General features: G+C 44.8%; 20 protein-coding genes. 8 read left to right on the forward strand and 12 right to left on the reverse strand.

The features are described from left to right. Positions 1-62 precede the first annotated feature (62 nt). Complete coding sequence (locus tag P0108_RS00725; protein WP_473730676.1) at positions 63-2,177, reverse strand: ABC-F family ATP-binding cassette domain-containing protein; 2,115 nt, start codon at positions 2,175-2,177, stop codon at positions 63-65. A 127-nt stretch (positions 2,178-2,304) separates the two neighbouring features. Between P0108_RS00725 and rnc the strand changes: the two genes are divergently transcribed. Next, the gene (gene rnc, locus P0108_RS00730; RefSeq protein WP_285089465.1) at positions 2,305-3,135 is read left to right on the forward strand and encodes a ribonuclease III; all 831 of its coding nucleotides are present in this window, start codon (positions 2,305-2,307) and stop codon (positions 3,133-3,135) included. A 49-nt stretch (positions 3,136-3,184) separates the two neighbouring features. On the opposite strand, the gene rpmF is transcribed toward rnc, so the two are convergent. The 6 genes from rpmF to P0108_RS00760 form a co-directional block, all read right to left on the reverse strand. Next, positions 3,185-3,379: a 50S ribosomal protein L32 gene (gene rpmF / locus P0108_RS00735; RefSeq protein ID WP_004574042.1), complete on the reverse strand. Its 195-nt coding sequence runs from the start codon at positions 3,377-3,379 to the stop codon at positions 3,185-3,187. 184 nt (positions 3,380-3,563) lie between these two features. Continuing rightward, the gene (locus P0108_RS00740; RefSeq protein ID WP_473730677.1) at positions 3,564-4,250 is read right to left on the reverse strand and encodes a YceD family protein; all 687 of its coding nucleotides are present in this window, start codon (positions 4,248-4,250) and stop codon (positions 3,564-3,566) included. 2 nt (positions 4,251-4,252) lie between these two features. Beyond that, the gene (locus P0108_RS00745) at positions 4,253-5,290 is read right to left on the reverse strand and encodes an SPFH domain-containing protein (RefSeq protein ID WP_473730678.1); all 1,038 of its coding nucleotides are present in this window, start codon (positions 5,288-5,290) and stop codon (positions 4,253-4,255) included. A gap of 15 nt (positions 5,291-5,305) precedes the next feature. Further along, positions 5,306-5,854, reverse strand: a complete 549-nt coding sequence (coaD, locus tag P0108_RS00750) for a pantetheine-phosphate adenylyltransferase (protein ID WP_119527010.1) — start codon at positions 5,852-5,854, stop codon at positions 5,306-5,308. A 126-nt stretch (positions 5,855-5,980) separates the two neighbouring features. Then, positions 5,981-6,310: a DUF3039 domain-containing protein gene (locus tag P0108_RS00755; RefSeq protein ID WP_004110275.1), complete on the reverse strand. Its 330-nt coding sequence runs from the start codon at positions 6,308-6,310 to the stop codon at positions 5,981-5,983. Positions 6,311-6,545: 235 nt separating this feature from the next. Continuing rightward, positions 6,546-7,883 (reverse strand): nicotinate phosphoribosyltransferase, encoded by a 1,338-nt coding sequence (locus P0108_RS00760; RefSeq protein WP_004110271.1) that lies wholly within the window; start codon positions 7,881-7,883, stop codon positions 6,546-6,548. A gap of 194 nt (positions 7,884-8,077) precedes the next feature. On the opposite strand from P0108_RS00760, the gene cysS reads away from it, so the two are divergent. The 7 genes from cysS to trmD all read left to right on the forward strand — a co-directional run bounded on the left by cysS (position 8,078) and on the right by trmD (position 14,994). Continuing rightward, complete coding sequence (gene cysS, locus P0108_RS00765) at positions 8,078-9,715, forward strand: cysteine--tRNA ligase (RefSeq protein WP_285089462.1); 1,638 nt, start codon at positions 8,078-8,080, stop codon at positions 9,713-9,715. A gap of 106 nt (positions 9,716-9,821) precedes the next feature. Then, a complete protein-coding gene (gene ffh, locus P0108_RS00770) occupies positions 9,822-11,492 on the forward strand; it encodes a signal recognition particle protein (RefSeq protein WP_004105368.1) in 1,671 nt (556 codons plus the stop codon). Next, positions 11,489-12,664 carry an endonuclease/exonuclease/phosphatase family protein gene (locus tag P0108_RS00775; protein WP_473730679.1) on the forward strand — a complete coding sequence of 392 codons (1,176 nt, stop codon included), beginning with the start codon at positions 11,489-11,491 and terminating at the stop codon, positions 12,662-12,664. Before ffh ends, P0108_RS00775 begins: the two co-directional genes overlap by 4 nt. 116 nt (positions 12,665-12,780) lie before the next feature. Next, positions 12,781-13,251, forward strand: coding sequence for a 30S ribosomal protein S16 (rpsP, locus tag P0108_RS00780; protein ID WP_473730680.1), 471 nt, complete (start codon positions 12,781-12,783; stop codon positions 13,249-13,251). 2 nt (positions 13,252-13,253) lie between these two features. Next, the gene (locus P0108_RS00785; RefSeq protein ID WP_004105376.1) at positions 13,254-13,487 is read left to right on the forward strand and encodes an RNA-binding protein; all 234 of its coding nucleotides are present in this window, start codon (positions 13,254-13,256) and stop codon (positions 13,485-13,487) included. A 1-nt stretch (position 13,488) separates the two neighbouring features. Beyond that, positions 13,489-14,088 carry a ribosome maturation factor RimM gene (gene rimM / locus P0108_RS00790; RefSeq protein WP_076002637.1) on the forward strand — a complete coding sequence of 200 codons (600 nt, stop codon included), beginning with the start codon at positions 13,489-13,491 and terminating at the stop codon, positions 14,086-14,088. Positions 14,089-14,127: 39 nt separating this feature from the next. Next, positions 14,128-14,994, forward strand: a complete 867-nt coding sequence (trmD, locus tag P0108_RS00795) for a tRNA (guanosine(37)-N1)-methyltransferase TrmD (RefSeq protein WP_473730740.1) — start codon at positions 14,128-14,130, stop codon at positions 14,992-14,994. 555 nt (positions 14,995-15,549) lie between these two features. Here trmD and rsmD read toward each other — a convergent pair. The 5 genes from rsmD to P0108_RS00820 all read right to left on the reverse strand — a co-directional run bounded on the left by rsmD (position 15,550) and on the right by P0108_RS00820 (position 23,022). Then, positions 15,550-16,134: a 16S rRNA (guanine(966)-N(2))-methyltransferase RsmD gene (rsmD, locus tag P0108_RS00800; protein WP_103013810.1), complete on the reverse strand. Its 585-nt coding sequence runs from the start codon at positions 16,132-16,134 to the stop codon at positions 15,550-15,552. Positions 16,135-16,388: 254 nt separating this feature from the next. Further along, positions 16,389-17,813: a uridine transporter UriT gene (uriT, locus tag P0108_RS00805; protein WP_004110247.1), complete on the reverse strand. Its 1,425-nt coding sequence runs from the start codon at positions 17,811-17,813 to the stop codon at positions 16,389-16,391. 118 nt (positions 17,814-17,931) lie between these two features. Further along, complete coding sequence (uriH, locus tag P0108_RS00810) at positions 17,932-18,870, reverse strand: uridine-preferring nucleoside hydrolase UriH (protein WP_033888576.1); 939 nt, start codon at positions 18,868-18,870, stop codon at positions 17,932-17,934. Between the two features lie 320 nt (positions 18,871-19,190). Next, entirely contained in the window at positions 19,191-20,339 is a 1,149-nt protein-coding gene (locus P0108_RS00815; protein WP_033888575.1) for a PfkB family carbohydrate kinase, read from the reverse strand. 289 nt (positions 20,340-20,628) lie between these two features. Beyond that, positions 20,629-23,022 carry an ATP-dependent DNA helicase RecG gene (locus tag P0108_RS00820; RefSeq protein WP_473730681.1) on the reverse strand — a complete coding sequence of 798 codons (2,394 nt, stop codon included), beginning with the start codon at positions 23,020-23,022 and terminating at the stop codon, positions 20,629-20,631. Positions 23,023-23,196 lie beyond the last annotated feature (174 nt).

Below are 23,196 nucleotides of genomic sequence, written 5' to 3' on the forward strand. Positions count from 1 at the left end.
CACAAATTTAGCACGTGGCTGTTATCTTCTATTTCATCTTCTTAGCACGCAGCAATTTTGTACTAAAGCTGCTCAGAAAGCTCCATCCACTCATCCTCAAGAGCACTTGCTTCTTGCTCGTTTTTTTGGAGATCTTCGTTAAGAGATTGAAGTCCAACAAAGTCACTTGGGTTATGCGCAGCCATTTGCGCTTCAATTTGCGACTTTTCTTCTTCAAGCTTTGTAAGTTTTCGCTCGATTGCTGAAACTCGCCTTGCAGCATCGTGATAGGCTTTGCCGGTAAGTTTGGGCTCAATTACTGTACTTTCTGAACTTTCTTTAGTTGTAGAATTTGCAGCACTCGAAGCATTCGCAGTACTTGAAGCGCCAACAGTACCAGTAGTACCACTACTATTTTCGTGATCGCGTTGCAGCTTTTCTACAATTTGCAAATACTCATCTACACCGCCTGGAAGGTGACGAATTTTGCCGTCAATAAGCGCAAATTGCTGATCTGTTACGCGCTCAAGCAAGTAGCGATCGTGCGAAACAACAATCAAAGTGCCAGGCCAAGTATCGAGCAAATCTTCCATAACTGCAAGCATGTCAGTATCGAGATCGTTTCCAGGCTCATCCATAATCAGCACGTTTGGTTCGTTTAGCAAAATCAGCAGCAGCTGCATACGTCGCTTTTGACCGCCCGAAAGATCCGCAATTGGTGTCATAAGCTGCTCGGGCTTAAAACCAAGCCTTTCCATAAGCTGACCTGGGGTCACTTCTTTGCCATCAATAATATAGCTAGGCTTATAGCGACTTAAAACTTCTTTTACTTTATATTTTCCAAGCTTTTCAAGCTCTTCTAGCCGCTGCGAAAGCACGGCAAATTTTACAGTCTTGCCAATATTTACGTGTCCAAGCGTAGGCTTTAGAGATCCGTCAATAATGTTTAATAATGTTGATTTTCCTGCTCCATTCACACCCACAATTCCAAAACGATCGCCTGGACCTATAAGCCAAGTTGCATCGTCTAAAATCATGCGTCCAGTAATAGTTTTGCGCGATGCAGCTGAAGTTTCTGCAATGTTTTCTACGCTCGTAGCAGTATTTTCCGAAGTATTTTCCGCAGAATTTTCAAGAGAATTTTCTTGATTTTCGTCAACGGCAATAGTAACGCTTCCCACGTGAGTTGGTTGCGCAAAAGCAGATTCTACGATATCGACTTTATTTGATTTTTCTGCATTATCTTCACCTAAAGATGCGTTTTCTGCAATATCCGGATCGATATTTTTTAACTGCTGAGCGTTATCGAAAATTTGCGTAACGTCAATTAAATCAACAACTTGCTTACCAAGACGCGAAGTTGCCATTTTCTTCAATTCAAGAGTGTCTCTTAGCGGCGGCACATCTGCAATAAGCTCGCGCGCTTGCTTTACGTGGAACTTTTGCTTAGTAGAACGCGCACGAGCACCCCTGGAAAGCCAAGCTAACTCTTTTCTCGCCAAATTCCTGCGACGCTCTTCGCGCACATCCGCTTGGCGTTCGCGCTCCACACGTTGCATCATATAAGCGCTGTAACCACCCTCGAAAGGATCAATTACGCCGTCGTGCACTTCCCACATCGAAGTGCAAACCTCGTCCAAGAACCAGCGGTCGTGCGTCACAATCAAAAGCGCACCTTGACCGTCCTGCCAACGGTGAAGAAGATGCTCTGCAAGCCAATGAATCGTCACAACGTCCAAATGATTCGTAGGCTCATCCAAAGCCAAAATATCCCAGTCGTGCAACAATAATCTTGCTAAATCTGCGCGCCTGCGCTGACCTCCAGAAAGCGTTCCAACTTTCGCTTCCAAATTTATGCCGCCAAGAAGCGCTTCTACAATTTCGCGCGAACGCTGATCTGCAGCCCACTCGTAATCTTCGCGATTTTCAAGAGCAGCCTCGCGCACAGTTGCGTTATCGTCCAATGGATCGCGCTGGTCCAACATGCCAAAAGTAAGCCCTCCGCGCTTCGTAACGCGACCAGAATCAGGCTGCATTTTACCGGCAAGTAGTCGAAGTAGCGTTGACTTTCCGTCGCCATTTTTTCCAACAATACCGATTCTGTCACCTTCAAAAACTCCAATAGTAACGTCTTTAAAAATCGTTTTTGTAGCAAATTCTAGCGAAACTCGTTCTAATCCCAAATCATACGTAGGCATAATCCACAAATATAGCTGAACACTTATACGAAAGGATATAGAAGGAATATGGAAAAATGCGATCGCAAATGCGAACGCGAAGCTTAAAAGCGCTTGTGTTGGTAGTAGGACTATAATAATACGTGCTATGAAAACTCAGAACAATCAACAGAATCAACAGAATATGCAGAGCAAACACAATCAAAATAATCAAAACAACTCGCATGTGCAACACAACGAAGATGGAGTTTTGAGATTAGATGGCGGTGAAACACGTCCTGGAGACCCAACACAGGAACTTTTAAACGCTTTAGGCACAACTATTTCGCCGGATCTTTTGGTAGAAGCACTCACCCACCGCTCGTTCTCGCACGAGCATCCTGGCACACGAAATTATGAGCGACTTGAGTTTTTGGGCGATGCTGTGCTTGAGTTAGTTTCTACAGAAACGCTGTTTTCTGCACACCCAGACATGACTGAAGGTCAGCTTGCGAAGATGCGAGCGAAAGCTGTGTCTGAATGGGCGCTTTCTGCTGTTGCGCGCGAAAAGCTGCATGTTGGCGCGTATATTCTTCTCGGTCGCGGAGAAATGGAGCAGGGCGGAAATAATAAAGATTCAATTTTGTGCGATATTGTTGAAGCACTTATTGGTGCAACTTTTGTTGAACATGGAATTGATGAAGCTCGCAGAGTTGTGCATCGTTTGATTGACGACACTTTGGCGGAAGTGCTAACTGAAGGACCAGCTCTCGATTGGAAGACTTCGCTTACTGTCAAAGCTCACGATATGGGTTTGGAAGATCCAGAGTATCGAATGGCTGTTTCTGGGCCAGAATACGCTCCAGTATTTGAAGCTCGCGCGGTTTTGGCACATAAGGATGGCGACGAAGTGTTGGGAGTCGGAAGTGGCTCTAGCAAACGAAAAGCGCAACTCGCAGCCGCCGAAATCGCTTGGCACGCACTCGACGCGCGTAAATAAAAAGAAAAACCCTGCCACCCGTCGATGGCAGGGTTTCTGTTAATAAAACCTACTTGGTGTGCTCGGAGCGAATAGCTTCACGATAAACACGACCACGGAAGGTTCCGCAAGATGGGCAAGCCATGTGTGGGAATGCCTGAGAACCGCAGTTCGGGCAAGTCACAGTCTGCACGGCAGACGCCTTCCAATTAGCGCGACGCGAATGCGTATTAGCACGCGAGGTCTTGTACTTAGGCAGTGCCATAATTCTTTCCTCTATTTCGTTCAATCGATTGAGCTTAAGCGTTCTGTATATTACAGCAAGCGCCGTACAAATTACTAATTTACGTGAACTTGAGTGAGATTTAAGCGAAATCTGTTTTGCGCAAAAGCTCGCGCTCTAAGCGCTCGCTACGAAACTCGCGTTGGAAGTCCACTGGACTTCCAACCTAAGCGAGTTTCCGCTCCGAGTTGCCTTCGCGCGCTAAATCGCAGCGCTCAGGCAGGTCGTCGCGCTTTTCATTCTGCTCAAGCTGAGCTTTCAAATCCTCTAAAGCAGCAAAACGAATATCCGTAACGTCATGATGATGATCTGGATGCTCGTTTAAGTTTTCGCCACACTGAGAGCAAAGTCCGCGACAATCCGGCTCGCACAACGGTTGCAACGGCAGCTCACTTACCATCGTGTCGCGAATAAGAGCCTCAATATCCGCAAAATCACCACCCGCAACTAGAGGATACACATTGCCTGACTCGTCATTTTCATCCCAAATTTGCGATTCAGCTTCATCCGCATCGCCACGAGTATTGCGATTATCCGAACGATTAGAACGCGAGTCAGCATATGGAAAGAATACGCACACATCCACTTTCCAATCGCGACGAAGCGGCATCAAGCATCGAGTACATTCTGCATGCACCGGGGCAGTAATACTGCCCTGAAACATTAAGCCGTCAACCACAGCATCAAAATCGCCATCAACCATAACATCACTGCCTGGCTTTACGCCAATAACGTAATCTCCAATACCTTCCGGCGCCGGAAATACGCGATGCAACGACATGCTACTACCAGCGCGCGCAGCCATTTGCGCTACTGGAACAGCCCATGCTGATTGGGATGGATGCGAAGCCATTACTAATTCCTTTCCTCTTCATCATCGTCATACAATGATGAGCTAATGTCATTTTGTACGTGCGCTGCAGCTCGACGACGATCTTCCAACACTCGCTGACCCGCTTGCACATCTTGTTCTAATTTATCTAGCTGCTGCTTTAAGCCTTCCATAACAGTCGCGCAATACTGATCCGCACCTTGCGTAAGCTTGTCTGATTTTGCTTGCGCAGTAGCGAGAATATCGCGAGCTTTCTGTTTTGCTAAAGCCGTTACGTTTTCTTGACCTGCTAAAAATTGAGCACGCTCTTGCGCTTCTTCAATTATTTCTGCAGATTGAGATTGCGCTGAAGAAACAATAGAGCTTGCTTGTGCTTGCGCTGTACGCAAACGTCGCTCTGCTTCTCGCATTAACGCAGAAGCTCGCTCCAATTGCACAGGAAGCATATCTTTCAAACGCGCTAACTGGTCAACGAACTCATCGCGATCAATTTTTACCATTCCTGCAGCAAACAAAACATTCTTGGCTTCCGAAAGAGTTGCTTCCATTGCGTCAATAATGTCGTAAACTGTAGTAAATTCAGCGCGGCTCTTTGAACGCGCTTCATCGCTTATTGTTTCTGCAGCTACTTTTGAAGTTTCAGATTCATTTTCCTCAAAGTCGATAACGCCACCATCTTCTCGCTCTCGTAAATCTGGAAGAGGGAAAGGAGAAAATGATGCTGGCGAAGAAGCTGCTTTGCTATTTTTCTTGTTCTTATTTGCACTATCAGCACCATTATCCTGCACATCTTCCGCAGTAGAAACACTTCCAACTGCCGCAACAGATGACGTTTCTGTATTATCAGCATCCGCATCAACTAATAGGTCGCCTTCACGCGCACTTCGCACGTCGGAATGTGTTGTATTTACAACGCCGTCTTGAGCATCTTCTTCATCTGCGAGAACCGGATGCAATGGAAGCTTTTGATTGCGATCAACTTGCACTTCGCGCTCCATCGTGTCGTCTCCTTCACTAGATAATCCAGAAGTTGCGTCAGTAAGTTCATTTTTATTTGTCATCTTCTACTCTCCTGTTCAATTGTTCAGCATAGGTGAATTGTTATCTACGCCTAATGATTGTTCATTAAAAAGCTTTTTTAATAAGGGTATTACGTTATCTGGAACCATGCCAGTAACATTTCCCCCATGACGAGCAACATCTTTAACCACAGAGCTTGAAACATGCTCAAGCACAGGATCAGCAGGCAGGAAAAGCGTTTCGATACCTGCTAATTTGCGGTTCACTAGTGCCATTCCAAGTTCTGCCTCATAATCACCGTTTTGACGTAAGCCTTTTACGATTACTGTAGCACCAACTTTTGTACAGTAGTCAGTAATCAAACCAGCTGTTGAAGTTACTACTATTTTGCAATCGCGATTGAAGCTATTTTGAGATTGCGGCAAATTATTTATTGCTTCTTGAATAATTTTTACGCGCTCAGATTCAGAAAATAACGGAGTCTTTGCAGCATTTACCGCAACTAGCACATGTACTTCATCAAATAGATGCGTACAACGTTGTATTACGTCTAAATGGCCGGCAGTGACTGGATCATACGAGCCGGGGCACACAGCTATAGTCATGCTTTTAGATTATCACCCATTGCGCTCAGAACAAAAATATATTAAAAAATAGCGTTACTTTTATCGTTAAAGATAGAAGTAACGCTAATACGCAATATAAACTACTTAAATACGCAACATAATTACTTAAAAATTAAACTTTCCTAATTCCTCGTATATGCGCTTGCATTCAGGGCAAACTGGGTAGTCATTTGCTTCGTGTCGAGGAATCCACACTTTACCGCATAAAGCTACCACTGGTCGACCAGTTAAGCGCGACTCTTCAATTCTGTCTTTTGACACATAGTGCGCAAAACGATCTGCATTACCACCATCATCTAGACGAGCATCTTCGTCAACTTCTGGACGTTCTAGAACAGAAGTGCTTGTGCCGGAACCAGAATCTGGATCTGCGGATTGCGAACCAGATTCCATAACAGCATCTAACGCATTATCTGCTTCTAAAGATGAAAACATATCGCATCCTTTCGTAACGCATTGTGTAACGAATTTCGTAGCGCACTAAAATTTAATTGAATTTTATTAGCAAAATCAAGCATAAAGCATTATCGCAACAAACGCTCAAAAAAAGCTGTCAGAAACGTTAGTCTTTACGCATGAATTATTTACGAATTATTCGCGAAAATTATTTGCGAATCTTATTTAGTTATTTAGTAAAGTTTAGTTTTAAAAAGATTAATTTATAGTACTTTTACAGTACTTGAATTTCTGTTGGTATTGCAGGGTCTCCGCGCATCAAACTTTGCGCAGCCAAAGGCAGTCGCTTCAAAGCAGAAGCGCAATAATCCTGTGCGCGCATAATCGCATCGTGACCCATAAACTGTTCGTCAGCTTCACCGTCGACCATGTAATCAACTAGCAGATTTTCCCACGAATCCTTAGGCTTAAACTGAGCGAGCGCAACTTCCGAACCAGAAATCACGCGTTCGCAATCAGCTACACCGCAAGAATCGTTGCTGTAATCGTATGAACGATACGCCAACTTACGTCCAGGCACAGTCGCTTTATTCTTAGAACGCTTAGCAACAGGTTGCATTACACCATCTGCTCCCTCGCGCTCAGTAAGCTTATAAACCATTGCGCAAGTTGGAGCACCGGAGCCGGTTACAAGCATTGTGCCGATGCCGTAAGAATCCACAGGCGCATTTTGTAAGGAAGCAAGAGCATACTCGTCCAAATCATTAGTAACTGTAATCTTTGTGTTTTTAGCACCCAACTCGTCGAGCTGATTTCTTACGCGACGAGCCAAAGCGCACAAATCTCCAGAATCAATACGAATTCCACCAAGATCAGGGCCTGCAACTTCCACAGCTGTCTTTACAGCTTCCTCAATATTATAAGTGTCAACAAGAAGCGTAGTGCCTTTGCCAAGAGCGGCAATTTGAGAAGTGAAAGCGTCACGCTCAGTGTCGTGAACAAGAGTAAAGCAGTGAGCTGCGGTTCCGATTGCCTTCAATCCGTAAAGTTTTGCAGCAAGCAAGTTTGCGGTTCCCTTAAAACCGCCAATAACCGCTGCGCGAGATGCAGCAACTGCAGAATATTCGTTTGTGCGACGGCCGCCCATATCCATGCAAGGACGACCTGCGGAGGCTGAAACCATACGTGCTGCGGCAGAGGCAACCGCGCAATCGTAATTAAGCACAGAAAGAAGCACAGTTTCAAGCAAAGTGCACTCACCAAAAGTACCTTCTACCTGCAAAATTGGCGAATTCGGGAAGAACATCTCCCCCTCGCGATAACCGGAAATTTTACCGTGGAATCGGAAATTTTCCAGCCATTCAATGGTTTCTGCGCTAACAATTTTACGATCACTTAAGAAACGCAAATCATCTTCCGAAAGATGGAATTTTTGCAGCTCTTCCAAAATGCGACCCATGCCGGCAACGACTCCGTAACGACGACCTTGAGGCAAGTGGCGCGTAAAAATTTCAAAAACGCACTTGCGATTTGCAGTGCCGTCTTTAAGAGCAGCGTCGAGCATAGTGTATTCATACATGTCCGTCATAAGAGCAGATGAAATCTCAGCCATGATATTCCTTTCAGTAACGAACAAAATAAAAACAGCTAGGTAATAGACAGGTAATAGATATGAATCTAATTGGATTACTAAAGCTAAATCTAAAACCAAATCGCAATAATTGTATCGCTAACTAAAGAGCCGACGCACGAAATACAACTTCTCAAAGTCACTCTGAGTATAAAGAAGCATTTATAATAGCAATTATGCTTAATAAGAGTTTGAACGAAGAGACTGCAAAAGTTACTAAAGCCGCAGAAAACCTGCACTTATACAACACGGCTTCACATTCAACGAACACTTTCGTACCTAAAAAGCATGGTCAAGTAGGCATGTACGTGTGCGGCGCAACAGTGCAAAGTTCTCCGCATATTGGTCATATTCGCGCAGCAATCGCATTCGATATAATCCGTCGCTGGATGCTGCGTTTAGGATACAAAGTCACGTTTGTTAGAAACGTCACAGATATTGACGACAAAATTATGAAAAAAGCCAACGAATCAGGGCAAAATTGGTGGGAACGAGCATATATTTACGAGCGCGAATTTACAAAATCCTACAATACTTTAGGAGTGCTTGCGCCAACAGTTGAGCCGCGCGCAACAGGTCATATTACAGACATGGTTGAGCTGATTGAACGCTTAATCGAACGCGGTCACGCATATGTTATTAAAGACAATGACGGAAATCCTACTGGAAATGTTTATTTTGACGTGCCAAGTTGGGAGCATTACGGCGAATTAACGCACCAAAATCAGAACCAAAATGAAACTTGCGCAGACGAAGCAGCAGCTATTGCAGACGCAAAGGGTCCAAGCGTAGACGCTGCTGAAAACGATATTTACAATCCAACAGATCCTGCAGACACTTCACCAGACAAACACGATCCTAGGGATTTCGCACTTTGGAAAGCACCTTGCGATTTCGATCAGCCGGATGCACGCTGGAAAACTCCTTTTGGCGAGGGACGCCCTGGTTGGCATATTGAATGCTCTGCTATGAGCCATCGTTATCTTGGAAATGATTTCGATATTCACGGAGGCGGCCTGGATTTGCGTTTCCCTCACCACGAAAACGAAATGGCACAAACGCGTGCTGCTGGATGGGAAAGCGCCAATGTGTGGATGCATTCAGCATGGGTTACCGCCAAAGGTGAAAAAATGTCAAAATCGTTGGGAAATGGTCTTTCCGTACCAGTAGTTTTGGCAAATAATTCGGCTTGGGTTGTGCGATATGCTTTGGGAGCAGTGCAATATCGCGCAATGTTGGAGTGGTCTGACCAAGCTTTGGTGGAGTCAAAATCGGCTTATGATCGCATTATGAACTTCCTCGAGAGAGCTGACAGATTGCTTGACAAGAAGCCAACTTGCGAAGAAGTGCGCTCTGTTAACGCAGACGAGCTTCCGGAAGATTTCACTCGCGCTATGAACGATGACATTAACGTTTCTGGCGCAATCGCAGAAATATTTACTACAATTCGTCAAGGAAATGCTCTTATTGACGACTGCAGCAAAGATTCTTCACAAGCACAAAGCGAAAGCGTACAAAAGCTCATATATTTCGCTGTTTTGCAAGTGCGAGCTATGTTAGATACTTTGGGCTTGGATCCTTACGCACAAACGTGGGCTTCGAACGATAATCAATCGCCTGCAGAAGGCTCAAACGGCAAGGAAAGCAAAGAACACTCAGCTTTGGACTCTTTAATTACTTTGCAACTTAAAGCTAGAGCAGATGCTAGAAAAGCAAAGGATTTTGCTACTGCAGATGCTATTCGCGACGCGTTAAATAACGCAGGAATTGTAATTGTCGATACTTCGCAAGAATCATCTTGGCATTTGCAATAAACGAAAGTAACGCAAAAGCAAAAGAAAACGCGAAAGTATTAATTAGCAAATCAAGTTAGCAATTGCACTAAAGTTACGTTAGCAACAACAGGTAGAATGGAAAACTATGGCAGCATTTAGTTCGTTAACAGACCGCCTTTCCAATGCTTTTAAGCATTTGCGCAGCAAAGGCAAGCTATCAGAATCCGATATTGACGGCACAATTCGCGAGATTCGCCGCGCACTTCTCGATGCAGACGTTGCGTTGGAAGTAGTCCGCTCATTCACTGCTCGAATTCGCGAGCGCGCTCTTGGTGAGGAAGTTTCGCACGCTTTAAACCCAGCTCAGCAAGTTGTGAAAATTGTAAACGACGAGCTTACGCAAGTATTGGGCGCAGGTGTAGATAGGCAGCTTAATTTTGCGAAGTATCCTCCAACTGTAATTATGCTTGCAGGTTTGCAAGGTGCGGGTAAAACTACGCTTGCTGGAAAGCTAGGCTACTGGCTGAAGGATGCAGGTCATACTCCTTTGCTTGTAGCAGCAGATTTGCAACGACCTAATGCAGTCACGCAGCTGCAAGTTGTTGGCGAGCGCGCAGGAGTTCCTGTATTTGCTCCAGAAAAGGGCGTGCAAACAGGCGGAAGCGCGATTTCTTTGCCATGGTTCACTAAAGGCGACCCGGTTAAGGTTGCGCGCGATTCTATTAATTATGCGCGCGAAAAAATGTATGACACTGTGATTATTGATACCGCAGGTCGTTTGGGTGTTGACGAAGAGCTTATGAAGCAGGCACGCAATATTCGCGATGCCGTGCAACCGCAAGAAGTGCTGTTTGTTATTGATGCAATGATTGGTCAGGATGCTGTTCGCACTGCTCAAGCTTTTAACGATGGCGTGAACTTTACTGGCGTTGTGCTTTCTAAGCTTGATGGCGACGCTCGAGGCGGTGCTGCACTTTCGGTTGCAAGCGTTACTGGAAAGCCGATTTTGTTTGCTTCTACAGGTGAAGGTTTGAAAGATTTTGAAATCTTCCATCCTGATCGAATGGCTTCACGCATACTCGATATGGGCGATATTTTAACGCTTATTGAGCACGCACAGAAGCAGTTCGACGAAGAAGAATCGCGCAAGGCTGCTGCAAAAATAGCTGAAGGCAGCTTTGGTTTGGATGACTTTTTGGAGCAACTTCAGCAAGTTCGTAAGCTTGGCTCAATGAAGAAGCTTTTGGGCATGATGCCTGGAATGGCTGCCCACCGTCAAGAGCTTGAGCAGTTTGACGATAAGGAAATTGACCGCACTGAGGCGATTATTCGCTCTATGACTCCTCAAGAGCGTAGAAATACAAAGATTATTGACGGATCTCGCCGCGCGAGAATTGCTGCCGGCTCAGGTGTGAGCGTTTCGCAAGTTAATGCACTTTTGCAACGTTTCGAACAGGCTGCAAAAATGATGAAGCGAATGAGCGGTGGAGCTGGAATGCCTGGCATGGGCGGCATTCCTGGATTCGGTGGAGCCGGCAGTAAGTCGAAGCGCAAAGACAAGAAAGGCAAGAAGAAGGGCGGAAAGTCCGGAAATCCAATGCGCAGGGAAGCTGAAGAGCGCGCGTTGCGTGAGCGTCTTTCTGGCGAATCTACTAGCGACGATGTTGCAGGTTCTGCTTTTGCAAAGCCACAGCAACCAAATCTTCAGAATCTTCCTGAAGGACTTAAGGAACTTATGAATTCCGAAGACGCAAATCAAGATAATCAACTGCCACCTAACTTTGGCGGCGGATTAGCTGGCTTATTCGGTCGATGATTTTAGTATTGGCGTTTTTGTGGGTTATATTTGTGCCGCTTCTTTTGTGGCAGCTGATGCGTTGGCTGCCAGCAGGTGCGGATAAATATAACCCACTTCCGTATGTTATTGCGTTGCTTCCACTTGCAACTTACGTTGTGGGAGCACTGTTTTTGTGTAATTTTGGCGCTTTTTTGCTGTATACATGCTGCGCAGAGAAAGTAACGAAATCGCTTAATTTAGCACAATCTTACGCGAAATCTTACGGATATTTATGCGTTGCTTACGCTGCGCTATTTTTGATTTCGCTTAAGTCGCATACGCCGTACTGGTTTGCAAAATTGCGTAGGTTGCACGAAAGCAAATCGTCGCGCAAAAGCTGCAAGGAACGGCATCAAGAAATACGCGTGATGACTCTTAACTGCAGATACGGAAAAGCGAGTGCATCCGAAATAATAGAAATAACGAAAAAATATCACGTAAATACGTTACTTTTACAAGAATTAAGCGAGTCTTTAGTAAAAAATCTTGAAAAACTTGGAATATACGAAATTTTTCCAACTTCGTGCGTAGGTGCGCAAAGTGAGCATAATAACGGCGGATTCAACGCTATTTTTACGCAATATTCCGCGATTTCTACTTGCAATAATTCCGTAAAAATTGAAGCTGCAAGCGTACCAAGCGTTACAACTTGCTTAGATTTTGGTGCAAATGAAAAAGTTTTGGTGAAATTTGCTTCTGCACATCCAAAGTCACCGATGCGTGGGTGTGCTGCTTGGAGTAATGGAATTCGCGCACTTGCGACTATTGATTTTACTACTGATTCTTTCGCCGATTGCACTAACGAATGCGCTGACGAATCTACTTCGAAAACTTGCGATTTAGCAACTCTTACTATTGTTACTGGCGATCTTAATTCCACAGTCGACCACCCAAGCTTTCGCTCGCTTTTGAAATACGGATTTACAGACGTTGCGCTTTCGCTTGGAAAGCGTCTACGCACATGGCCTACATGGCTTAAGTGGCCAAATCTTACACTTGACCATGTGCTATTTTGCGCAAAAAACTGTAAATCTAACGCACTATGGCAAAAGAATATAGTTGTCGACGGCACTGATCACTTAGCATACATCGCAGCAATCGACCTACAATCACTAGATAAAAACGTCCAAGCGCGCAGGCATAATAGATAAGTTATTCGCGTGAATCGGCGCCCTCTTCCCGACCACGTGAGGAACATGTGGAAGCTCGCAAGGAGTGCCCCACACCCGAACGAAATTCCACGACTCTAGTTATAAGGAGAGCCATTTTGGCAACCAAGATTCGTCTTAAGCGATTGGGCAAGAAGTTCTATGCCTTCTACCGTGTAGTCATTTCTGATTCACGCAACAAGCGCAACGGTCAGTCCATCGAAGAGATCGGCGTTTACGATCCAAACAAGCAGCCATCTATGATTCAGATTGATTCTGAGCGCGCACAGTACTGGCTTGGCGTTGGCGCACAGCCAACCGAACCAGTGTTGAAGCTCTTGAAGATCACTGGTGACTGGCAGAAGTTCAAGGGTCTCGACGGTGCCGAAGGCACGTTGAAGACTTCTGAAGCTGGTCCAGACGCACAGGCTCGCGTTGAAGCTGTTGAAGCTGAAGCTCAGAAGCTGAAGGCCGCTAAGTCTGAAGCCGCTGCTAAGGCTCAGGATGCAGCTGAAGCCGCTGCAAACGAAGCCGAAGAAGCCCCAGCTGAAGCTGCGGAAGCTGCCGAAGCCGAGGAAAAGGCTGAGTAATCATGCTGGCTCAAGCTGTTGAACATCTCATTAAGAACATCGTGGATTTTCCAGATGACGTGTCGGTACGTTCTCACGAAAATGCTCGCGGCGAATTGCTTCGAGTACGCGTGAATCCTGAAGATATTGGTCGCGTTATTGGACGCAATGGTCGTACCGCTAATGCAATTCGCATTGTTGTGCAAGCTTTGAGCAACCACAATGTGCGCGTTGACATTATGGACGTACGTAAGTGAGATGAACGTGGCATTAGACCAACAATCTTTTGACAACCCTCAGCAAAGTCGTAATGACCTGCTGAGGGTTTGTCGTATCGGTAAAGCCCAAGGTTTAAAAGGCGAAGTTACTGTACAAATTTTTACAGATGAGCCTTACGAACGTTTTGAGCCAGGAAATGTATTGTGCACTGCAGACGGCGAACGCGAGTTCGTTATTGAGAACGCAAGAACGTTCAAAAACCGTTGGATTTTACTATTCGAAGAATCACAAAATCGCAACGATGCGGAAGCACTTAATGGCACTGAATTGTATGTGCATGCAGAAGATGCGCAAGAACTTGCTGCTGAAAATGCTTGGTATATTAAGGATTTGGTCGGTTTGCAAGCGCGTTTGTGCGAAGAAAATCAGCTTGGGCTTACTCCTAAAGTTATTGGAAAAGTCGTGGATGTGCTCGACGGCGCGCAATCGTTACTGAAAATCCGTTTAGATCATCCGATTGACGAAGAGAATAAAACAGTGCTCGTGCCATTTGTTGAAGCTATTGTGCCGGAAGTTGATGTTGCAAACGGGTATTTGACTATTGATCCTCCTGGCGGTTTAATTCCGGGGCTTTTGTAGTTTCGTAGTTTTGTAGTTTTCGTAGTAGAGTGCCTTATGATGGACATCGATATTATTTCCGTATTCCCAGAATATTTTCGCATGCTAGACCTAAGTTTGTTAGGCAAAGCGCAAAATAATGGTTTATTGCAAATTCGCGCATACAATTTACGCAAATGGACTCACGATGTGCATCAATCTGTTGATGACACGCCGGTTGGCGGTGGTGCTGGCATGGTTATGAAGCCTGAGGTTTGGGCGGAATGCTTAGACGAGCTGCTTAGCTTGCCAAAATCTGAAGTAAAAAATACGTGCGATACGTGCGATAGTTGCGAAGAAGCAAAAATCGCGACTAATAAAATAGACTCAACTAGACCAATTCTTATATTCCCGAACCCTTCTGCCCCACTATTTACGCAAAAAGACGCAACAGAATTAAGCAACGCAAATCATTTAGTATTTGGATGCGGCAGATACGAAGGCTACGACGCTAGGATTCCAGAATATTACCGAGCGCAAGGAATTGACGTACGCGAGTATTCAATTGGCGATTACGTGCTAAATGGCGGAGAAGTTGCAGTAAGCGTTATGCTTGAGGCAATTACACGCTTAATCCCGGGGTTTATGGGAAATCCTGAGTCGATTGTTGAAGAGTCGTACACAGGCTCGGACGCACTTTTGGAACACCATCAATACACGCGTCCAACTACTTGGCGCGGTATAAGCGTTCCGGAAATACTCACTTCCGGAAATCACGCCAAAGTTGATCGTTTTCGTCGAGATGAAGCTATATCTCGCACAAGCGAAATTCGACCTGATTTGATTGAAAAATTGGACTGCCACAAGATAGATAAAGCGGATCGAAAAACGCTTATGTCGCTCGGATGGGAAGTTTCTGGCGATCATCCGCGCAAAAACTCGCGCTAGCAGCAAAAGCCGGAAATACTCCGGCAACAGTATTGCTATGCTAGCGTTAATTACTTGTTGATTAGAGAACACTAACATTATTGCTGCCGCACGCACAACACAAAATCTCTGCGATAGACACGGTTATTAACGAATTAGCACGCAGAGTTTGGGGGATTTCTTTACGAGCACTAAAAGAGGACTGGGCGCATTGACTTGCCGGAGCGCTTAAAGCGTAGCGCGCGGAGACACTTCAATGCGGAAACTCGCTAAAGTTGGAAGTCCAGTGGACTTCCAACGCGAGTTTCATAAGCGAGCGTAATAAAACGCGAGCTTATCGTTAAAAAAGTTTAAGAATAGAGCGACGAAGGAACACTCACGCGCAAAGCGCGCTCGCTACTGAGCTTGCGTTGAAAGCACACCGTGCTTTCAACTTGAGCAAGCTCACGCTCCGAGTTGCTTTCACGCGCGCAATGCTGTGTGAAAGCAGGTCGTCGCGCATGCGAGGAAAGAAATCCCCCGAAACTCGCGCCATATCCTGAGTACAAAAACAGATTGTAACGAAGCCGAATCAGATCAATCGCGCTTAGGCTGAATGAACAGCACGGAAGTTTCTCCGTAATTACGCGTATCAAACAGCTCCCAGCCCTCAGGCATAGTCGGCAAAACACTTCGCGCGCTACGCTCCAACACAATCAACGTATCCGCAGAAACGCTCGCAACTCCGCTCGCAATCATCGAAGCCAATAAACTTTCGCAATCAGCAGTTTCGTAAGCATAAGGCGGATCAATAAAAACCAAGTCAAACGCTTCCCCACTATAATCCGCAACGAACTGCTCCGCGCGCTTTCGAAGAACCCTCATAGAAAGCGCAGAATCCCAAGCCTTTGAACTCTGCAACGCTTTCGACGTACGAAGTATCAGCGCAGCCGCTTGCGAATTTGCTTCAACAGAAACAAGCTCACGCGCGCCACGAGATAGCGCCTCAACTCCTAACGCACCTGTGCCGGCGAATAAATCAAGAACGCGAGCATTGTGCATAACATCCCACGAATCGAGCCTAGAAAATATCGCTTCTTTCGTGCGATCTGTAGTAGGTCTTGTACACGACTGCGCTGAAGTAAGCGGCAAAGATTTAAAACGTCCAGCAATAATGTGCATTCTTCTAGCTTATCCTCCCCCTCCCGACAGTCATTGTTACTCAATGCGATTTTGTGATTATTTAGTATTGTCTATGAGTTTTAAACACATTTGTTGGAGAATTTACTGGCATTTGTTTTCGGTTTCGATACTCGCTTTACAGCTGTGTAAAGGAAGTGTCGCGCGCAGAAAGCAAAAAGCGGCAAAGCATAGGAAATCCTAGCTTTACCGCTTAATTTTATTCACTTAAGATTACGCAAACTCACGCGTCAATCTTACTTATTTACTTCTTCAGGATTCGGGATTAAGAAGGAGCAAGCAAACGCAAGCGCAAGTAACACAATGCCCGCAACCATCGAAGCCATGTATCCGCCTGTTGCACCATTAGTTCCTGCAACATTCGTCATCACAGCGTAAAGAATTGCAAAGCTTAAGCCAGCACCCAAGTTAAAAGCACCAGCGTTCATGCCTGGCAAGTATCCTGGATTATCCTTTGGAGAAAGCACAATACCAAGTCCGTTAAGCATAATGTTTGCAACACCTGCGTAGCTTACGCCCAAAGCCAGCGAAAGCGCAACCAAAGACCACACCGATGGATTATTAGCAACATACATACCAAACACAACGCCAATCACACTGACAATAATGCCAGCACGAAGTACCAAACGGTAACCAAACTTGGCAGCCAGCATACCAGCCACAGGCCCAAACAAGAAGCCAATAATTGCGTAAGGCGTCAACGTTGCAAAGCTCACCACGTCAGCACCCAAGCCAGCACCAAACTTAGCATCCTGAGCAAGCTGCGGCACTACACCATTCATCAAAGCAAAAACGCCAGTCATGGTAAGCAGCGTGCAAGAAAGCAAGCCCCACGTGCGACGCTGCTTCATGTAATGCGTCGAAACCAAAGGAGCAGCAATCTTTCCTTCAATTCTCCAGAAAATCGCGAAGAAGATTACAGCCACTACCACAAGGCCTGCAACCATAGTCAAGTTAGCATTTGCAAGCTTATCAATTTCATTAATAGCAAGATATGCTGCAAGGAACGCAATACCAAGCGTCACAACGCCCAACCAATCCATCTTTGAAGTTTCCTCCGCATAAGATTCTTCAGCAGCAACAATCACCATAATCACTGCCGCTACAGCAATACCTGCCATAGTCCAGAACACCGAACGGAAACCAAACTTTCCAGCAAGCCAACCGCCAAGCAACGCATCAACGCCAGCAATACCACCGTTTACAGATGTCAAAATTGCCATTAGCTTTGCGTAACGCTTTTCTTCAGTTACGCGCACGCGAAGCATAATCAAGCACATCGGCACTACAGGACCAGAAGCACCCTGCAAAATACGTCCAAGCATCAAAATATTCACATCTGGAGCAAGCGCAGACACTACGCAGCCCGCAATCGTTGAAATCAAAATGCCAATAAGCACCTTCTTACGACCGACTAAATCAGATAAACGCGGCAAAAACAGTGAGAATAAAGCAGCAGCAGTAAAGAACACTGTTTGAGTTAAGCCAATTTGCGTATCGGTTGCGTGAAGCTCTTTTGTCATTGTTGCTAATGCTGGAGAAAGCATTGAAGCGTTGAGCTGGAAAGCAAAAATAGCAACGAGTAGCGCCGTCATTAGCGCAACAATTGATCGCCCACCCTTGTCTAGCATGGAAGGCGTTGGAGATGAAACTTCAGTCATAATAGCCTCATATCAAATTTCGTATAAATTTTATTTTTGCGCAACTTTACCGCTTTATTTTCTTTCGGTAAATTTGCAGTATTGTTGCGCAAAATATCGTGAATAATTCTAGTACAAATCAGCCGATACGCTTCAGCGCGTCAATAATCAAATCCCAGAATTTATCGAAGTCAAGTTTGGTTGCAACTTGCGTATGGCATTCTTCTGCGGATGGTTCTGGTCCGCGCAAATCTGCAACGGTCATACCAACTGTTAATTCGCCCTTAATTTCAACGTCTACAGGGCAGCGACGAGTAGCCACCACACTGTGGTCAATCAAATAAGCAATCGTGCAAGGATCATGAACTGGCGGATCAATAAAGTCTTGATTATCCTTATACGCTTTACGGAAGAAGTCCATCAAACCGCTAGCAAACGCAGAAAGAGGCGTGCCAATAGCATTAATCTTTGCTTGCACTTCAGGAGTGCAAAGTGCCTGATGTGTCAAATCAAGACCGACCATAGTAATAGGCCAATCCTCATTAAACACAACATGCGCAGATTCTGGATCAACCTTAATATTAAACTCAGCAACCGCGCTCCAATTACCAACGTGATATCCGCCGCCCATGAGCACAACTTCCTTCACACGTCTTACGATTCGTGGCTCAAGGCGCACTGCCATAGCAATATTGGTGAGCGGACCAGTTGGTACAAGCGTAATCGTGCCAGGTTCGTTGCTCATAATCGTATCAATAATCCAATTTACAGCGTGGCCTTCGTCCAATGGTCGCGTTGGTTCTGGAAGCGTTACGCCGTCTAAGCCGCTTTCGCCGTGCACGGAAGCCGCAACTTCCAGAGGGCGGACCATTGGTCGGTCGCAGCCTGCGTGAACTGGAATGTGAGTTGCACGAGCCATTTCGAGAGTTGCACGCGCATTATACGTGACTTTTTCAAGGCTTTGGTTGCCGCCAACTGTAGTTACGCCGAGCAACTCAATATTTGGGTTACCAAGTGCCAACAGAATAGCCATGGCGTCATCATGGCCAGGATCGCAATCTAGGATGATTGAAGTCATCATTACTCCTTCGTAGATAACTAACTTCTTGTTAATAACTTACGTAAATAGTTTTCAGTTATTTTTGCTATTACGTTTGCTACTAACTGCTGTTAATTTATGCGTAAATTGCTCTATGATCCATGCTCGTACGCCACTACGCATTTCGCTGCACATACGCTCCATTGCATCATACAACACTAATTACCTAACATTTGTTTATATAACTAAACAAATGACTAATAACAAGTATAGCAGACCTACTATTGTATGCAAGAAAAATTTACAAGATTAATTCGTAAATTAAATAAAAGAAATAAAATCAGCGCAAAAAGCACTAATTAAATGCGCTCATGAATATTCGTCATGCGTTGAGAAATAAGTTCTGGATTAAACAACTCATGTACAGGCTGCATAGATTCAGTATTCAAAGCTGCAGCAGCAACCGCAAATCTGCCAGTTTTTGAAGAATCAAATTCGTTATATCGCGCGTAAATAAGCGCCGCAGTAGCAGCATCGCTAGAGCCGTTGTCGTTGCCGACTGCTTCAACACCAACATTGCTATTTCCGCGAGTTAACATCATTCTCTGGACGCGCTTAACTGGGACAGGATAGAACGACACTCCCTCATCTGCAACACCATAAGCAACTCCTGCGCGACCGGCATTTACAAATACACGTTTTACTCCACGCTTGAGAAGCACATTTGCACAGCGAATTGCAGAACGCTCGTCAACAGCATTAACGCCAGTTAAAGCCTGCGATTCAGCAGTATCTAAAATAAGAGTGTCAATACGAGACAATCTAGAAAGCACTCGAGGAGCTTTTGCATCCGTAATTGCACGAACAACAATAGGACGGCGATAACGGTCACATAGCCACTCAATTGACTTTTGCGGAATATTAGTATCCAACACCAAAATATCAGCATTTTCAATAATGGACATGCGCTCACGCAAAAAATCAGGAGTCATGTGGTCGTAAATACTCATATCGTCTAAAGCAAGCAAACGCTGACCAGAAGCGTCACCAACATACATATACGAAGCAGTCATCGACTCAGGAAGTTGCTTCGCATAACCAATATCTAAGCCGTTTGCAGCAGCATCAATGCGGAAAAGCTCTCCGTTGTGATCGCCACCGTAGACAGAAACCATGCTTGTGCGAATATTAAGACGTTCCAACGCGACTGCAATATTCCTTCCAACACCGCCTAGCATATAGCGCACACGGGAAGCATTAGACGTGTAATCCATCAAATCTCCGCAAGCAATGCCAAGAACATCCATGCTAATTCCGCCAACAACAGTCACATAACTTGGAGGAGTAACAATATATCCCTTACCTCGTAAATATCCTTTGCGAATTAAATTGGAAATATGAGCAGCCACACCTGAACGAGTAATTCCTGCGAGATTTGCAAGTTCCTGTTGGCTAATCATCGGGTTTTGTTGAATCCAAGTCAAGATTTGTTGTTCGCGTTCGGTCATTGTCGCCTCATCTCTATTGTGATTACAAATGATGCCTACTATCTAGGATATTCACAATTCTCATAATATGCACGTAAATTTATGTAATTTTGTTGTTTTTTTATATTATATCCAACAAAAGTTGATATTAATTATCAATTAAAAATAGTTTCTTACCGTATTTTTTACTAAATTAAGTGCATAAATATGCAATAATTTTTTCTTTATACTTTTTTTATAGGATAATTTATTCATACAATATTGTAATCTTTATAAGATATTTTGCGCGCAAATTCAGAACTTTAGAATTTTAATTGCTTACGATTTGCGCACTTCCACCTCTCGTAAAATCAAGCACTGCACCTGCAAGATACGGCAACGAAACAAGATGAGTGTCTTTTTGCAAAGTCTCCAACGCATCTTCACGAGCCATAGCGATAATCTTTGCATCCTTAACAACTCGCAAAATCTTCAAACTCGAGCGACCACCCGACTGCTTATCGCCAAGAACATCGCCAACATTGCGCAATTCCAAATCTTTCTTAGCAATTACGGCACCATCTAGCGAATTTTCAACAACTTGCAAACGTTCTTGAGCAAGACTTCCATCCTCAGTTTGCGCAACCAAAAATGCCCAAGAATTCGTGCCACCACGCCCAACACGTCCACGCAACTGATGCAATTGCGCAAGACCAAAACGATCCGCGTCAAAAATCACAATGCAACTCGCTTGAGGCACATCAACACCGACCTCAATAACCGTTGTAGCTACGAGAACTTGCACATCTCCGCGCGCAAAACGTTCCATCGTTTCGCGTTTCGTAGCATCATCGTCGCGACCAGTAAGCTTAGCAAAAGTAACGCCTTTAAATTGCGGCAAAGCTGAAAGCCGCTTCAAAATGCCGTTAACTGTATGAAGTTTGCGCAAAGAATCTGCGTTATTTTCTTCAGATTGATTAGATTGCACAGATTGCGAAACATCTTCAAAACCTTCAGATTCATCGCTATCAAAATCCCTACCAAAATTACTAACAGAAGCACTACCAGAATCCCTACCAGAATCCTCATTAAAATCATCATCAATATGCGCGCAAACAACATACGCACGCTCACCTGCATCAATGCGAGCACGAATATGCGCAAACATTCTCGCCATAGTATTCGCATCCGATTCTTGCACAACAAAAGTGCGAATAGGTTTTCTACCTCCAGGCAGTTCAGTTAAATACGAAGCATCCAAATCACCGAACCACGTCATAGCAGCAGAGCGCGGAATAGGCGTTGCAGTCATTACTAAAAGATGCGGTGTAAAAGACTTTTCAGCACTATTATGCGAATCTACGCTCATTTTGCGCAACAAAACATCGCGCTGCTCAACACCAAAACGATGTTGCTCGTCAATAATTACCAAAGCTAAATTAGTCGGCTTAAAAGTCGACGAGAACGCTGCATGAGTTGCAACAATAAGCGAAGGCTCTCCACTTGCCACACTCGCTAGCGCACGTCTGCGATCCGCAAGTCTCATGTCTCCAGTTACGACGATTACAGGCACTTTTAGATTCGCGCGCGCAATCATTTGGCGCAAATTTTCGGCATGTTGAGACGCCAGAACTTGAGTAGGAGCCACAAGCACAGCCTGATAGCCTGATCCAACTGCCTCGAGCATTGCAGCGAGCGCAACAACTGTTTTTCCGGAACCAACTTCACCTTGAAGCAAGCGACGCATCGGATGGTGCTCACGCATGTCACGTACAATCTCATCAATTACATCTTTTTGACCTGCAGTAAGCTCAAACGGCAAACTTTCCACAAATTCATTTCTTATAAGAGAATTATTACAAGATTTTGCTTGATTATCTTTAGAATCTTCACGAGATTGCAATACAGCTACTTGGGAAATAAAAGCTTCTTCATAGCGCAACGAGTCAACAGCTTTATAAAATTCGTCAACTGATTGCGGATTATGAATTGAGTATATTGCTGACGCTCTAGTCATGAGGTTACGTTTTTTTAGCACTGATTCAGGTGTAATGTTTGGGATTTGCAGGGATTCAGTAGTGCAAGTTGCGGAATCTTTAGAAAGTGCAGAAAGTATAGAAAGTATAGTTTCGTGAATATGCTCACTAGAGATTCGCGAATTTGCATGATACACGGGCATAGGAGCACTCATACGCGCCAAACCATCTTCCACACTTCTTACAGTATCGCGAGATTGATGTAAGCTATCGCTTTCTTCTACAGCAGATACAGTTAGAATTTGAGGATGCGTAAATTGCAATTTACCATTAAAAGCGCTAGATGTGCCGCCAACAACAACCATTTCGCCAACATGCATCTTTGCAGAAAGCCACTGAGTGTATTGACGATTTTTAGAAAAATAAATAAGTTGAGCTACTGCTTGCATATCTTGCAAAACGTTAATTTCGATTCTAAATCCGCGACGAGCGTTCATAGGCACAACGTTAATTGACTGAACTTGCGCATAGAAAGCCACTTCTTCGCCAATTTTTATATCTTTTAAGTTCACAATTCTCAGTGGACTTGTAACTCTAAACGGGTAGTAAGTTAACGCGTCTTCGACTGTGACTATGCCCAAAGATTTTAATGCAGAAACGCGTCGCTTATTGCTGATTATCGTAGAAAGCGAAGTATGCATTTTGGCTGAGTTCGTGGGCGTATTTAGCATATTTCGATTATAAATCATCCGCAAAGCGTTTGCTTAAGCGCGCTCCAAACGCGAGGAAAGTTGCGCACATTTGGAGCGATACACCAGACCAAACCCTCCAAACGCGAGGAAACGCGAGCGCAACGAAAATATGCGAATACAAAAAAGCCCCGAGCAACACTCAGGGCCTTACAATTTAAACGCAATACAATG

The sequence above is a fragment of the Gardnerella sp. c10Ua_244 genome, from assembly GCF_055818055.1.

What these genes read in the sequence shown, in the direction of transcription:
- P0108_RS00725 (WP_473730676.1), bottom strand. Translation starts at nt 2,177, where the DNA reads ATGCCTACGTATGATTTGGGATTAGAACGAGTTTCGCTAGAATTTGCT.
- rnc (WP_285089465.1), top strand. Translation starts at nt 2,305, where the DNA reads ATGAAAACTCAGAACAATCAACAGAATCAACAGAATATGCAGAGCAAA.
- rpmF (WP_004574042.1), bottom strand. Translation starts at nt 3,379, where the DNA reads ATGGCACTGCCTAAGTACAAGACCTCGCGTGCTAATACGCATTCGCGT.
- P0108_RS00740 (WP_473730677.1), bottom strand. Translation starts at nt 4,250, where the DNA reads ATGGCTTCGCATCCATCCCAATCAGCATGGGCTGTTCCAGTAGCGCAA.
- P0108_RS00745 (WP_473730678.1), bottom strand. Translation starts at nt 5,290, where the DNA reads ATGACAAATAAAAATGAACTTACTGACGCAACTTCTGGATTATCTAGT.
- coaD (WP_119527010.1), bottom strand. Translation starts at nt 5,854, where the DNA reads ATGACTATAGCTGTGTGCCCCGGCTCGTATGATCCAGTCACTGCCGGC.
- P0108_RS00755 (WP_004110275.1), bottom strand. Translation starts at nt 6,310, where the DNA reads ATGTTTTCATCTTTAGAAGCAGATAATGCGTTAGATGCTGTTATGGAA.
- P0108_RS00760 (WP_004110271.1), bottom strand. Translation starts at nt 7,883, where the DNA reads ATGGCTGAGATTTCATCTGCTCTTATGACGGACATGTATGAATACACT.
- cysS (WP_285089462.1), top strand. Translation starts at nt 8,078, where the DNA reads ATGCTTAATAAGAGTTTGAACGAAGAGACTGCAAAAGTTACTAAAGCC.
- ffh (WP_004105368.1), top strand. Translation starts at nt 9,822, where the DNA reads ATGGCAGCATTTAGTTCGTTAACAGACCGCCTTTCCAATGCTTTTAAG.
- P0108_RS00775 (WP_473730679.1), top strand. Translation starts at nt 11,489, where the DNA reads ATGATTTTAGTATTGGCGTTTTTGTGGGTTATATTTGTGCCGCTTCTT.
- P0108_RS00785 (WP_004105376.1), top strand. Translation starts at nt 13,254, where the DNA reads ATGCTGGCTCAAGCTGTTGAACATCTCATTAAGAACATCGTGGATTTT.
- rimM (WP_076002637.1), top strand. Translation starts at nt 13,489, where the DNA reads ATGAACGTGGCATTAGACCAACAATCTTTTGACAACCCTCAGCAAAGT.
- trmD (WP_473730740.1), top strand. Translation starts at nt 14,128, where the DNA reads ATGGACATCGATATTATTTCCGTATTCCCAGAATATTTTCGCATGCTA.
- rsmD (WP_103013810.1), bottom strand. Translation starts at nt 16,134, where the DNA reads ATGCACATTATTGCTGGACGTTTTAAATCTTTGCCGCTTACTTCAGCG.
- uriT (WP_004110247.1), bottom strand. Translation starts at nt 17,813, where the DNA reads ATGACTGAAGTTTCATCTCCAACGCCTTCCATGCTAGACAAGGGTGGG.
- uriH (WP_033888576.1), bottom strand. Translation starts at nt 18,870, where the DNA reads ATGACTTCAATCATCCTAGATTGCGATCCTGGCCATGATGACGCCATG.
- P0108_RS00815 (WP_033888575.1), bottom strand. Translation starts at nt 20,339, where the DNA reads ATGACCGAACGCGAACAACAAATCTTGACTTGGATTCAACAAAACCCG.
- P0108_RS00820 (WP_473730681.1), bottom strand. Translation starts at nt 23,022, where the DNA reads ATGATTTATAATCGAAATATGCTAAATACGCCCACGAACTCAGCCAAA.